This window comes from Micromonospora violae (assembly GCF_004217135.1).
Lineage (GTDB): Bacteria > Actinomycetota > Actinomycetes > Mycobacteriales > Micromonosporaceae > Micromonospora > Micromonospora violae.
Window position 1 is genome coordinate 2,216,464 of record NZ_SHKK01000001.1, and the last position, 12,029, is coordinate 2,228,492.

13 protein-coding genes and 1 pseudogene are annotated in these 12,029 nt (G+C 71.2%); 5 read left to right on the top strand and 9 right to left on the bottom strand.

Annotation, left to right across the window (positions count from 1 at the left end):
* The first annotated feature begins 21 nt into the window (after positions 1-21).
* From EV382_RS10100 to EV382_RS10110, 3 genes are all read left to right on the top strand, one after another.
* Positions 22-858, top strand: coding sequence for an oxidoreductase (locus EV382_RS10100; RefSeq protein ID WP_130401304.1), 837 nt, complete (start codon positions 22-24; stop codon positions 856-858).
* A gap of 225 nt (positions 859-1,083) precedes the next feature.
* Positions 1,084-1,503, top strand: coding sequence for an ATP-binding protein (locus tag EV382_RS10105; protein WP_130401305.1), 420 nt, complete (start codon positions 1,084-1,086; stop codon positions 1,501-1,503).
* A gap of 46 nt (positions 1,504-1,549) precedes the next feature.
* Positions 1,550-1,987, top strand: coding sequence for a nuclear transport factor 2 family protein (locus tag EV382_RS10110; RefSeq protein ID WP_244236617.1), 438 nt, complete (start codon positions 1,550-1,552; stop codon positions 1,985-1,987).
* 1 nt (position 1,988) lies between these two features.
* On the opposite strand, the gene EV382_RS10115 is transcribed toward EV382_RS10110, so the two are convergent.
* The 4 genes from EV382_RS10115 to EV382_RS10130 all read right to left on the bottom strand — a co-directional run bounded on the left by EV382_RS10115 (position 1,989) and on the right by EV382_RS10130 (position 4,652).
* Entirely contained in the window at positions 1,989-2,516 is a 528-nt protein-coding gene (locus tag EV382_RS10115; protein ID WP_130401306.1) for an SUKH-4 family immunity protein, read from the bottom strand.
* Positions 2,517-2,609: 93 nt separating this feature from the next.
* Positions 2,610-3,368 carry a nucleotidyltransferase domain-containing protein gene (locus EV382_RS10120; RefSeq protein WP_244236924.1) on the bottom strand — a complete coding sequence of 253 codons (759 nt, stop codon included), beginning with the start codon at positions 3,366-3,368 and terminating at the stop codon, positions 2,610-2,612.
* 20 nt (positions 3,369-3,388) lie between these two features.
* Positions 3,389-4,087 (bottom strand): nucleotidyltransferase domain-containing protein, encoded by a 699-nt coding sequence (locus EV382_RS10125; protein ID WP_130401308.1) that lies wholly within the window; start codon positions 4,085-4,087, stop codon positions 3,389-3,391.
* A gap of 94 nt (positions 4,088-4,181) precedes the next feature.
* On the bottom strand, positions 4,182-4,652 hold the full coding sequence (locus tag EV382_RS10130) for a molybdenum cofactor biosysynthesis protein (RefSeq protein WP_130401309.1): 471 nt from the start codon (positions 4,650-4,652) through the stop codon (positions 4,182-4,184).
* A gap of 112 nt (positions 4,653-4,764) precedes the next feature.
* On the opposite strand from EV382_RS10130, the pseudogene trpB reads away from it, so the two are divergent.
* Both trpB and EV382_RS10140 read left to right on the top strand, forming a co-directional pair.
* Positions 4,765-5,910 (top strand): annotated as a pseudogene (trpB, locus tag EV382_RS10135) (tryptophan synthase subunit beta); the annotation flags it as partial.
* 81 nt (positions 5,911-5,991) lie between these two features.
* The gene (locus tag EV382_RS10140) at positions 5,992-6,783 is read left to right on the top strand and encodes a GntR family transcriptional regulator (RefSeq protein ID WP_244236925.1); all 792 of its coding nucleotides are present in this window, start codon (positions 5,992-5,994) and stop codon (positions 6,781-6,783) included.
* A 50-nt stretch (positions 6,784-6,833) separates the two neighbouring features.
* Here EV382_RS10140 and urtE read toward each other — a convergent pair whose 3' ends face one another.
* From urtE to urtA, 5 genes are all read right to left on the bottom strand, one after another.
* Positions 6,834-7,526: an urea ABC transporter ATP-binding subunit UrtE gene (gene urtE / locus EV382_RS10145; RefSeq protein WP_130401310.1), complete on the bottom strand. Its 693-nt coding sequence runs from the start codon at positions 7,524-7,526 to the stop codon at positions 6,834-6,836.
* Positions 7,526-8,302: an urea ABC transporter ATP-binding protein UrtD gene (gene urtD / locus EV382_RS10150; protein ID WP_130401311.1), complete on the bottom strand. Its 777-nt coding sequence runs from the start codon at positions 8,300-8,302 to the stop codon at positions 7,526-7,528. Before urtD ends, urtE begins: the two co-directional genes overlap by 1 nt.
* Positions 8,299-9,486, bottom strand: a complete 1,188-nt coding sequence (gene urtC / locus EV382_RS10155) for an urea ABC transporter permease subunit UrtC (protein ID WP_130401312.1) — start codon at positions 9,484-9,486, stop codon at positions 8,299-8,301. Before urtC ends, urtD begins: the two co-directional genes overlap by 4 nt.
* On the bottom strand, positions 9,483-10,370 hold the full coding sequence (urtB, locus tag EV382_RS10160) for an urea ABC transporter permease subunit UrtB (RefSeq protein WP_130401313.1): 888 nt from the start codon (positions 10,368-10,370) through the stop codon (positions 9,483-9,485). The genes urtC and urtB overlap by 4 nt, the downstream gene beginning before the upstream one ends.
* Before the next feature lie 75 nt (positions 10,371-10,445).
* The gene (urtA, locus tag EV382_RS10165) at positions 10,446-11,690 is read right to left on the bottom strand and encodes an urea ABC transporter substrate-binding protein (protein WP_208758358.1); all 1,245 of its coding nucleotides are present in this window, start codon (positions 11,688-11,690) and stop codon (positions 10,446-10,448) included.
* Positions 11,691-12,029 lie beyond the last annotated feature (339 nt).

Sequence of the window (12,029 nt, forward strand, 5' to 3'; positions counted from 1 at the left end):
ACCAACCCGAAGGGAGCCCTGGTGCCGCGAGTCTGGCTCATCACCGGTTGTTCTCGTGGTCTCGGCCGCGCCCTCGCCGAGGCGGTCCTCGCCGACGGCGATCACCTGGTGGCCACCGCCCGCAACCCGGCCCAGCTCGACGACCTGGTCGACCGGCACGGTGACCAGGTCCGCGCGGTGGCCCTCGACGTCAACGACCCGGCCGCCGCGCGAGCCGCCGTAGGCACCGCCGTGGACACGTTCGGGCGGCTGGACATCCTGGTCAACAACGCCGGGTACGCCGACGTCGCCGCGATCGAGGACATCTCGGAGGACGATTTCCGGGCGCAGATCGAGGCCAACTTCTTCGGAGTGGTCAACCTGTGCCGGGCTGCCCTGCCGACAATGCGCGGGCAGGGGCGCGGTCACATTGTGCAGATCTCCAGTGTCGGCAGCCGGGTCACGAGCACAGGTCTGGGGGCGTACCAGTCCGCCAAGTGGGCGGTCAGCGGCTTGTCCGGGGTGCTCGCCCGGGAGGTCGAGGCGTTCGGGATCCGGGTCACCACGGTCGAGCCGGGCGGGCTGCGCACCGACTGGGCCGGCTCGTCGATGAGCGCCCCGCCGATCAGCGAACCGTACCGACCGGTCATCGAGGCGGCCGTGCAACGGCTGCGCCAGGCCGACGGCGCGCAGCCGGGCGATCCGGCCCGCGCCGCCCAGGCGATCATCCGAATCACCCAGGTGGACGACCCGCCGCTGCGGTTGCTGCTCGGCGCCGACGCGGTGGCGGCCGCCGAGGCGGCCGCTGCGGGCCTCGCCGCGTCCGACGCGCGGTGGCGGGAGTTGAGCGAGTCGATCGCCTTCGATGCGATTCCCTGACGTGACTCCCCTGCCGGGCCGGCGAGACTGCTCACCCGGCCCGCAGGTGATCAACCGCCGAACGGACGAGACGTCCCAGGGGGCAGTGGATGACATGATGTGGCGACACGAACTGTCGCTACGAGAGGGTTCTGGCTGCCTGATGGCGCACTTCGAGGCTCTCCCGCCCACGACACCCGCGCGGATCGCGGTGCCGCTGGCCGGGCAGCCGCAGCGGACGAGCTGATGCCGGGCGAGCCACGGGAGGCCGTGGCCGAACATGGTGCCCCCACCCACCCCGCGGGCACCATGGCGTATCAGGTCGCGACCGACGTACGAGCGCTGCGCGCGTTCGTCAGCGCCGGGGCGCTGGCCCACGGCCTGTCGGCCGAGCGGGTGGAGCTGTTGACGCTGGCGGTCAGCGAGCTGGCCACCAACACGTTGCAGCACACCACCGGCGGCGGCTGGGTCCGGCTCTGGGCCGAGCCGGGCCAGGTGTTCTGCGACGTGGTCGACCATGGGCCGACCCGGGCGTTCGGCCGGAACATGCCGGCCGCCGACTCGGTACGGGGTCGCGGGCTGGCGATCGTGGAGCAGGTCTGTGACGAGGTCGCCGTGCTCAGCAGCCCCGGCGAGACCGTCGTACGGATTCGCTTGAGTCTGTGAGCATCGGCGGCGATCCCCGCCCGCCCGGGCCGCGTCGGCTGCCACAATGCGGACAGCCCGGACCGACGGTGACACCGGGTCGGACCCGAAACGGGAGGACGGCACGATGCCGGACAGCGCACGCGAGGCTGAGCTGCTCGACGCCGAGCGCACCCTGCAGGCCGCCCAACTGGCCGGCGACGTCGCCGCCCTCGATCAGCTGCTGGTCGACGAGCTGATCGCCGTCGGCCCCGACGGGCGTATCCACACCAAGCAGGACGACCTGGCCGCCCACCGGGACGGCCGCTCGGTCGTGCAGGAGCTGGTGGAGGAGGAGCTGGACCTGCTCGTCGCCGGCGCGACGGGGGTGACGTTCTTCCTGGGCCAGGTGTCGGGTGTCTTCGAGGGGGCGCCGTTCACGGCGCGGCTGCGCTACACCCGCACCTGGGTCCACGACGACCCGCACGGCTGGCGGGTCCTGGCCGCGCACATCACCCCGGTCTGACTCAGCCCTCATCCTCGTCGTCCTCGTCGAGCAGGCCCTGCTCGTCGAGGAACGCGAACCACCTGTCGTCGGCGGGGGTGAGGTCGGCGTAGCCCGGCCCGAGCAGGTAGTAGTCCACGAAGGATTCCACGTCGGGGGCGAGCTCCTCGAACGCGTCGGACATGAACCACTCGGTGCCGTTCGGTGGGAAGTACCAGATCGCGCCCGTGCCACGGTCCATGAAGATCGGCTCGTCGCTGCGGGTGCCGACCACCAGCCAGCCCGCCCGGTCCTGCGGGATGGACGAGAAGTCCGGCGCGTAGTCCAGGTGGTACTGGATGCCGGCGAGGGTCGACGAGGACGCCAGCTCGATCCGACCCGCCCGCAGCCCGTCGGTGACCAGCAGGAGATCCCGCAGGTCGGTCGGGAGCCCTGCCGGTAGGGCGTCGATGGCCGCCCCCTCGCCGAACTCGGCGTACGCCAGGCTGTCCGGCAGGTCGGCCAGATCGGCCCGCAGCTCCTCGATGAGCTGCCGCAGCTCGGGGTTCACTGCACCACCTCTGTTCGGATGAGGTCCCGGCTGCCCGGAGACCCGCGAGCCGATGCGCGGTTTGGTTCTACCACGCACCAGCCCGCCGGGGCGTCACCTCGCCGATTCCGCCAGCCGGGCCGTCACGACCAGGTCGTCGAGCTGAGTCAGCCCGGCGGGTTGCTCCGGCAGCCGGCTGTCCTGCTGCGCCTGGTCGAGCCGCGCCACCAGTTCGTCGAGGTCCCGGCCGAGGACCGGGCCCGCGACCAGGTCGCCCAGCCCGCCGTGTTCGGCGGACCGCTTCGCGGCGATCAGCTCCGGAAGGTACGCCGGCGCGCCCTCGGCGAGCAGCAGGCTCGGCAGGTGCGCCAGCATCCGACCGGTGCGCATCAGGTGGACGCCGGTGAGCAGCGCGCGGAAGGCGTAGAGCAGTGGTTTCAGCTCGCCGGTCGTGTCGAACAGCCGCCGCTGACCGGCAGCGAAGCCGCGGTAGTGGTGCGCGTGGTGCCGGGTCAGCACCTGCGGTGCCAGCTCGACCAGCGCCAGGTGCACCGCGCTGCTGTGCACCACCAGCGGTGACAGCAGCTGTTCGAGCACGTAGCCGTTGCGACGCAGCATCAGCCGGACGAACTTGCGCAGGTCGTGGGTGACCAGGTCCAGCTCCACACCGTCGCGGTCCGTCATCACCGTGTGGGTCTCGACCGGCTGCGCCAGCCCGATCACGTCTTCGACCGCGAGCAGGTGCGCGCCGCGCAGGTCGACGTCCGAGTCGGTGGACGGGAACCCGTACAGGTGGGCGCCGGAGACGGTGGCGAACACCAGCGGGTGCGGCTGTTCGGCGACGATGCCGGCCAGGTCGACGTCGACCGGCAGGCCGGCGCCCTCCCAGGCGGTCACGATGAGCACCGCACGGAACGCTCCCGGACCGAGATCAACCACTGCTCGACCCTGCCCTCGTCGGGCTGATCCGGTAACGGGCTGGTGGCCAGGTCCGTCGTCATCCGGCGCACCAACTGGTCCCGCCAGGCGACGATGTCGGCCCAGGGCACCTCACCCGCCTTGACCGCCAGCAGACGATCCCGGTCCGCGCCCACGTCCAGCACCAGGCGGCCGGTGCGGACCAGGTCACCGCCGGCGGTCAGCAGCCGGACCAGGTGCATCACGTGCCGCCACACCGGAGCGCCGGTACGGGCGATCCCGCGCTCGGCCTTCGCGAACTGGGCGGTGGCGTAGCGCAGGTAGGTGTCGGCCACGCGCCGGGACAGGAAGGCCGGCGTGAGCGCCCGCAGCTCCGCGCCCAGCGGGGTGCACGTTTCGATCAGCGGAGAGTGCAGCACTTCCAGGACCGTGGGATTCGCCGCCAACCCGAGCGTGCAGACGCGCTCCACCTCCCACCGCACCTGCTCGTCGAGCGGACCGTCGTGGTGGCGCGCGGGTTTGCGTAGCCCCCAGAACGCCGAGGCTGGCAGGGCGAACACCCCGCGTCGGTCGGTGTCCGAGGCCGCACTGGACAGCCCGAACGCCCGGGAACCGACGACCACCTGCAGGATCGTGTGATCGTCGACCAGCTGATCCGTCAGCGTGTGCTGCACTGCCGCCGCCTTCCCCGAGCGCCGTCGACCGCCCAGAGGGCCGTTCTCCGGTGCACACCATGCCGGTCCGCGGCGCTGACGTCGAGCCGTTTCCTCAGTTCACGACGGCGTCGATCGGGCCGACGCGCAGGGTGCCGTCGTTGAGGGGTGTGCAGCGGATGCCGCCGGTGGTGCGCAGCGCCTTCCACGCCCCCGGGCCGACCGTGACGTCCATCCAGGCGCAGGGTCGGGCCGCCCGGTTGACGCGCAGGCTGACCGGCCCGTCGCCGGAGTCCAGCACCAGCACTCTGCCGATCAACTCGTCGACGGCGATCCCGGTGGTGAGGATGTTGCGCCGTACCTCGGCCAGGCCGATGCCGTCCGGCAGCGATTCCTGGGCGATGACGGTGACGCTGGCGTCGCGGTGCGCCTGCTGGCCGAAGTACCGGTCGCCGACGATGCCGAGGCCGGCTCGGATCCGGACGGCGTCGACCAGCTCGCCGGGTGGGGCGGGTGCCGGGCCGTCGGCGGGCCGGCCCAGGAAGCGGTGCACGGGCGAGGCCAACAACTCAACGATCTCCGGCATGGCAGGAATTCTACGAAGCGGACGGGCGTCGCGGCGCAGGTCGACAGATGACGAGGCTCAGCTTCGGTTGCCAGGACGTACCCGACTGTTCTATAACTGCCTCATGAGTTCTATAACAGTGCGATCGATGGTGACCCCGGGGCGGTACGGAAGCTATGGCGGGCGGTTCGTGCCGGAGTCCCTGATCCCCGCCTGCGAGGCGGTCGCCGAGGCCTTCTCGGAGGCGTGGGCCGATCCCCGCTTCCGCGGCAGCCTCGCCGCGCTGCTGTCGGCGCACGTCGGACGGCCGACCCCGCTGACGCCGGCCGTGCGGCTGTCGGCCGAACTCGGTGTGACGGTGCTGCTCAAGCGCGAAGACCTGACGCACACCGGATCACACAAGATCAACAACGTGCTCGGGCAGGCGTTGCTGGCCCGGCGCATGGGGCGTACGCGCCTGATCGCCGAGACCGGAGCGGGCATGCACGGCGTCGCGACAGCCACGGCCGGCGCCCTGCTCGGCTTACCGGTGACGGTGTTCATGGGCGAACGCGACATGCAACGCCAGGCGCACAACGTCTTCCGGATGCGGCTGCTGAACGCCGAGGTCGTCGCGGTGACCACCGGCAGCCGCACGCTGAAGGACGCCACCAGCGAGGCCATGCGCCACTGGGTGACGGACGCCGACGAGGCGTACTACTGCGTGGGCTCGGTCATCGGTCCACACCCCTACCCGACGATGGTCCGCGAATTCCAGCGCGTCATCGGTGACGAGGCCCGGCAGCAGTGCGCGGCCGAACTGCCCGCTGCGGTCCCCGACTACGTGGTCGCCTGCGTCGGCGGCGGCAGCAACGCGGCCGGCACGTTCGCCGGGTTCGTCGAGACGTCCGCGAAGCTCGTCGGGGTGGAAGCCGACGGTGGCTCCGGCGCGGCGAACGGTGAGGTCGGCGTCCTGCACGGCTTCCGGTCGCTGTTCCTCCAGGACGAACACGGGCAGATCAAGGAGGCGCACTCGATCGCGGCCGGGCTGGACTACCCGGGCGTCGGCCCCGAGCACGCGTACCTGCGCGATCTGGGGCGCGCCCGGTACGTCACCGCCACCGACGGGGAGGCGATCGCCGCCGCGGTCCGGCTCGCGCGGGCGGAGGGCGTGCTGCCCGCCATCGAGTCGGCCCACGCGCTCGCCTGGGTCATTCGCGCCGCCGGCACGCCGGAGCTGCCCAGCGGGTCGACGGTGCTCGTCACCCTCTCCGGGCGCGGTGACAAGGACGTGGCCACCCTGATCGCGGAGGCGGACCTCGGAGGTCGGGGCCTTCGTGGCGTCGCTGCGGGCCGCGCTGACTCCGGTGGCCCCCGTGCGATGATCGGCGGTGGCCGTCGACGACGTGGGCGGACAGTCGGCGCATCGGGAGGCAGAACAGTGGCACGCTACCGGGCCATCGCCGCCGACCTCGCCGCCAAGATCCGCGACGGCCACTACCTGCCGGGCGAGGCGCTGCCCGCGCAACGTGAACTGAGCGCGGCGTACGGCGTCACCGTGATGACCCTGCGGCAGGCCCTGCGCGAGCTGAGCACCGAAGGGCTGATCGTCCAGCAGCCCGGCAAGGGCACCTTTGTCGCACCGTCGCATGCGGCGTACCAGCTGGGATCTCTGCGGAGCTTCGGCGACGACCTGCGCGAGCAGGGCCACCAGGTCCACACGACGGTGATCTCCCGCGCGCAGCGCCGCGTGCCCTCGCGCGTCGCGGCCCGGCTGCGGGTCCGCGAGGCCGAGACGGGCCTGCGCCTCGAACGGGTCCGCGCGTTCGCCGGCCGCCGCGCCATTCACCAGATTTCCTGGGTACGCGAACCGCACGCGACCCGGTTGCACGACGTGGACTTCACCGCTACGTCGTTGTACGCGGCCCTGGCCGACCTCGGGGTGGTGGTGGCCCGGGCGGCGGAGACGATCCGACCGGAGGTGTTGAGCGCGGACGTGGCCCGGCACCTGGACGAGGCCGAGGGAGCGCCGGTCCTGGTCAGCGACCGGATCACGTACGCGCCCGACGGGACGGCCCTGGTGACGGACCGGGCGACGATGGTGGGCAGCATGGTGCAGATCACCGCCGACCGGGCCGCCACCGGGCTGTCCCTGCACTACGCGGCGGTCTAGCCCAGCCCGGGCCCGCGCCGAGGCTCGGACCGGTCGGACGGCTCGCCGACTCAGACCGCCAGGGCCGACCGGACCTCCCGCTCCGCCGTGACACCCCCGTCGCCGTGCGACGTGACCCGGCCGGACTCCAGCACGTGGTAGCGGTCCGCCACCCGCAGCGCGAAGCCCAGGTGCTGCTCGACGAGGAGCACACTGAACCCGGACTGCCGGGTCAACTCGACGATCCGCTCCTGGATCTCCGCGACCACCGACGGTTGGATGCCCTCGGTCGGCTCGTCCAGCATCAGCAACCGCGGCCGGGTGATCAGGGCGCGGGCGATGGCCAACTGTTGGCGCTGACCGCCGGAGAGCAGCCCGGCCCGACGCCGCAGCAGCGGGCGCAGCGCCGGAAACAGATCCAGCACCTCCGCCGTGGCCACCGCACCGTCGCGTCGACCGTCGGCGACCAACCGCAGGTTCTCCGCGGCGGTCAGGTGCGGGAAACACTGCTGGCCCTGCGGGACGTACGCCATCCCCCTCGCCACCCGCTCGTGCGGCGCGGCGCGGGTGACGTCCACGCCGTCCAACTCGACGGTGCCGGCGCTCGGGCGGAGCAGCCCGGCGGCGACCCTCAGCAGGGTGCTCTTACCGGCACCGTTGTGCCCGAGTACGGCGGCCACCCCGTCCGGCGGGACGGCCAGGTCGACCCCGTGCAGCACCCGAGAGCGCCCGTACCCGGCGTGCACCCCGCGCAGCGTCAGCATCATGCCTCCCGGCCGGTACGGGCCGACCCGGCGTCGACCGGGTGGCCAAGGTAGACCTCCTGCACGCGCGGGTCCGCCTGGACCTGCGCCACCGTGCCCTCGCTGAGCACCCGGCCGGCGTGCAGCACGGTGACGCTGCGCGCGAAGCGACGCAGGAAGTCCATGTCGTGCTCGATCACGACGACAGTGCGATCCCGGCTCACCGTCTCCAACAGGGCACCGGTGGCGTCGCGTTCCTCGTGGCTCATCCCGGCGACCGGCTCGTCGAGCAGCAGCAGTCGGGCGTCCTGCACCAGCAGCATGCCGATCTCCAGCCACTGCTTCTGGCCGTGCGCGAGCGTCCCGGCGAGATGGGTGGCCCGCTCGGTCAGGCCGATGGTCTCCAACGCGGCGGCCACCTCGTCGGGCACGCCCCGGCGACGGCGGGCCAGGGTCGCCCAGCTACGCCGGGCCCCCGCCGCGATGTCGAGGTTCTGCAACACCGACAGCTCCTCGAAGACCGTCGAGGTCTGGAAGGTCCGCCCGACGCCCAGCCGGCTGATCCGGTGCACCGGCCGGCCGAGCAGTTCGTCGGCGCCGAACCGGACCGAGCCGGTGGCCCGGACCAGGCCGGTGATCGCGTCGACGAGGGTGGTCTTGCCGGCGCCGTTCGGCCCGATCAGGAACCGGATGTCGCCGGCCGGCACCTCCAGGCTGACGCCGTCGACGGCGGTGAAACCGTCGAAGCTGACCCGCACGTCACGGACGGACAACCCGTCCAACCGTTCCCCGCTCATGGAGCAGGCACCTCCGTCCGCTCGGCGCGTCGCCCGCCCAGTGGTGACCACCCGCGCCGCGGTGGTGGCGCGCCGGCCTCAGGGCGGCGGGCCAACGCCCACAGCGATGCCAAACCGCCGGGTAGGAACGCCACCACGACCACGAAGAGCAACCCCTGAAGGTACGTCCAGGTGCCCGGGAAACGCTCGGAGAGGGCGGTACGCGCCCAGGCCACCGCAACCGCGCCGAGCACCGGACCGAGCAGGGTCGCCCGGCCGCCCACCGCGACGCCGATGACGAACTCGATCGACGGGACGATGCCGATCAGCGCGGGCGAGATGATGCCCACCGCCGGCACGAACAGCGCTCCCGCCAGCCCGGCCATCCCCGCCGCGACCACGTACGCCACCAGCTTGACCGACGCCGGGTCGTAGCCCAGGAAGCGGACCCGCTCCTCACCGTCGCGGACCGCCACCAGCAGTTCGCCGTAGCGACTGTGGATGAGTTGGCGGGTCAGCGCGAGCAACGCCAGCAGCGTGGCGGCGATGATGAAGTACACCATCCGCTGGTTGACCGGGTCGTCCAGGTCGTAGCCGAAGAAGCCCTCGATGTCGGTGAGCCCGTTGGTGCCGCCGGTGGTGCCCTGCTGACCGATCAGCAGGATCACCATCGCGGCGGCCAGCGCCTGGCTGAGGATGGCGAAGTACGCGCCGCGGACCCGGCGGCGGAAGACCAGCGAGCCGAGTCCGAAGGCGACCGCCATCGGCAGCAGCACCGTGGCGGGCAACGCGAACCACGGGCTGGCGAACGGCCGCCACCACAGCGGCAGCTCGTCGAGTTGCCCGTACAGCTGCATGAAGTCGGGCATCCCTCCTGGACCCGCGTCGGCGAGCTTGAGGTGCATGGCCATCGCGTAGCCACCGAGGCCGAAGAAGACGCCCTGGCCCAGGGTGAGCATCCCGCCCCGGCCCCAGGCGATCCCGATGCCGACCGCGACCATGGCGACGCAGAGGTACTTGGCGAGCAGGGCCAGCCGGAAGTCCGACAACACCAGCGGCGCGACGGCGAACAGCAGCGCCGCGCCGAAGGCGAAACCGGCGGCCGTCCACAGCCGCGAGCCGCCGGCGGGCCGGCCCGGCGGCAGGGCCCCGACGGGTGCGGGCTGGACGGCGGTGCTGGGCCGGGCGGGGGTGACGGCGGTCATGCGAGGCTCCTGGTCCGCAGGGTGAACAGGCCCTGTGGCCGCCACTGGAGGAACGCGACGATCGCCACGAACACGATCACCTTGGCGACGCTGAGGGTGGTCAGGTACTCCCCGGTTGCCTGGAGCACGCCGAGGGCGAAGGCGACGATCACGCTGCCCTTGAGCTGGCCGATCCCGCCGACCACGACGACCAGGAAGGCGTCGATGATCAGGTTGGTGCCCATGGTCGGGCCGATCGGGCCGAGCAGGGTGAGGGCCACCCCGGCGAGCCCGGCCAGGCCGGAGCCGACGAAGAAGGTCGTCCGGTCGACCCGGGAGGTGGCGATGCCGGACACGGCGGCGAGGTCGCGGTTCTGCACCACCGCGCGAATGCGACGCCCGAGCGGGGTGAGCCGCAGGGCCAGGGTGAGCGCCGCCACCGCGGCCAGCGCCAGGACCAGGATGAACAGCCGGTTGTTGGCGACGGTCAGCCCGCCGGGCAGCGCCACGTTGCCGGTGAGCAGCTCGGGTGCGCGGGTCTGCACGTTCGGGCTGCCGAAGATGTCCCGGGCCAGTTGTTGCAACATCAGTGACACACCCCAGGTGACCAGCAGGGTGTCCAGTGGCCGGGCGTAGAGCCGGCGGATGAGCAGCACCTCCAGCAGGGCACCCATGGTGCCGGCGACCACGAACGCCACCGGCAGCGCGACCACCAACGACAGGCCGGCACCAGTGATGCTCTGTTGCAGCACGTAGGTGGTGTAGGCGCCGGCCATGATGAACTCACCGTGCGCCATGTTGATCACGTTCATCTGGCCGAAGGTCAGCGCGAGGCCGAGCGCGATGAGCAGCAGCACCGCGCCGATGCTGATGCCGGTGAAGAGTTGACCGAAGAGGACTGTCACGGTGGGTACTCCGAACTGCTGGTCGGGTGGCCCGGGCGGTGCGCGTCGTCGCGCCGCCCGCCCGGGCCGGCGTCGTCAGCTCAGGCCGCTCGCCCACGGGTAGGTCTTGAGGTACGGGTCCGGAGCGACCGGCTTGCCGGAGTTCCACACCTCGGTGATCAGGCCGTCCGCGCCGATCTTGCCGATCCGGGCGGTCTTGGCGATGTGCTGGGTCTTGCCGTCGACGGTGACCAGCCCCTCCGGCGCCTCGAAGGTGATCCCGTCCGAGGCCGAGCGGACCTTCTCCACGTCGAAGGCGCCGGCCTTCTCGACCATCGCCTTCCAGAGGTACACGCCGACGTACGCGGCCTCCATCGGATCGCTGGTCGGCTTGTCCGCGCCGTACTTCGCCTTGTACGCGGCCACGAACTTCGAGTTCGCCGCGCCCGGGGTGGTCTGGTAGTAGTTCCAGGCGGTCAGTTGGCCCTCCAGGTACTGCGTGCCGATGCCCTTGACCTCTTCCTCGGCGATCGACACCGACACCACCGGCATCGCGGCGGCGGTCAGACCCGCCGACTTGTACTCCTTGAAGAACGCCACATTGCTGTCGCCGTTGAGCGTGTTGAACACGGCGTCCGCGCCGGACGATTTGACCTTGTTGACGATGGTGCCGAACTCGGTGGAGCCCAGCGGCGCATAATCCTCGCCCAGCACGGTCATCCCGTTCGCGGCCGCGTACGCCTTGATGATTTTGTTGGCGGTCCGCGGAAAGACGTAGTCGCTACCGACGAGATAGACCGACTTCGCGCCCTGCGACTTGAGATAGTCGAGCCCGGGAACGATCTGCTGGTTGGTCGTCGCTCCGGTGTAGAAGATGTAGGGCGACTGCTCCAGACCCTCGTACTGCACCGGGTAGAACAGCAACGCCTTGTTCTTCTCGAACACCGGCTTGACCGCCTTACGGCTGGCCGACGTCCAACACCCGAAGACGGCGGCCACCCGGTCCTCGGAGATGAGTTTCTCGGCCTTCTCCGCGAAGGTGGGCCAGTCCGAGGCACCGTCCTCACCGATCGGCTGGATCTTCCTGCCGAGGACACCGCCGGCCGCGTTAATCTCCTCGACGGCGAGCATGATGGCGTCGCGGACGGTGACCTCGCTGATCGCCATGGTCCCGGAGAGCGAGTTGAGCAGGCCCACCTTGACGGTGTCGCCGGACACGTCGGCGGTGACGCCGGTCGCGCCACCGGAGTCGGTGGTCTTGCTGCCGCACGCGGTCATCGCGGCCGCGGCGACCAGGGTCATGGCACCCGCCAGGATGCGGCGGCCCCGGAATAGTGACATCTACTCTCCCTGCGGTGCACTCAGTAGGCGAAAGGATGGGCGGTGCGGTCCGGTGGAGCGAACGTGGGCGATGCCGAGTCGACGGGTGGACGCCGCGCGGGGCACCGGATCGGATATGGGCAGCCAAAGCGTCGACCGGCATGATTGCGCGAGTGTTTCCCGGTCCTTAATTGACTGTTTCCGATGACCCTGTCGGGCGCGCACGAAAAACGGCCGACACCGTGGGGAGGAAACGGTGTCGGCCGTTCGGAAAGACGCCAGATAAGTGCCACCACAATGGTCGGCGTACGAATCCGCCGACGGTGGGCACACAATGGTGAGATCTGACGTCGTAGTCAG

Bases quoted from the DNA above. Each gene is read 5' to 3' on its own strand.
- urtD (WP_130401311.1), bottom strand. From the start codon at position 8,302: ATGAGCGGGGAACGGTTGGACGGGTTGTCCGTCCGTGACGTGCGGGTC.
- urtC (WP_130401312.1), bottom strand. From the start codon at position 9,486: ATGACCGCCGTCACCCCCGCCCGGCCCAGCACCGCCGTCCAGCCCGCA.
- EV382_RS10110 (WP_244236617.1), top strand. From the start codon at position 1,550: ATGCGGACAGCCCGGACCGACGGTGACACCGGGTCGGACCCGAAACGG.
- EV382_RS10130 (WP_130401309.1), bottom strand. From the start codon at position 4,652: ATGCCGGAGATCGTTGAGTTGTTGGCCTCGCCCGTGCACCGCTTCCTG.
- urtE (WP_130401310.1), bottom strand. From the start codon at position 7,526: ATGCTGACGCTGCGCGGGGTGCACGCCGGGTACGGGCGCTCTCGGGTG.
- EV382_RS10140 (WP_244236925.1), top strand. From the start codon at position 5,992: ATGATCGGCGGTGGCCGTCGACGACGTGGGCGGACAGTCGGCGCATCG.
- urtA (WP_208758358.1), bottom strand. From the start codon at position 11,690: ATGTCACTATTCCGGGGCCGCCGCATCCTGGCGGGTGCCATGACCCTG.
- EV382_RS10105 (WP_130401305.1), top strand. From the start codon at position 1,084: ATGCCGGGCGAGCCACGGGAGGCCGTGGCCGAACATGGTGCCCCCACC.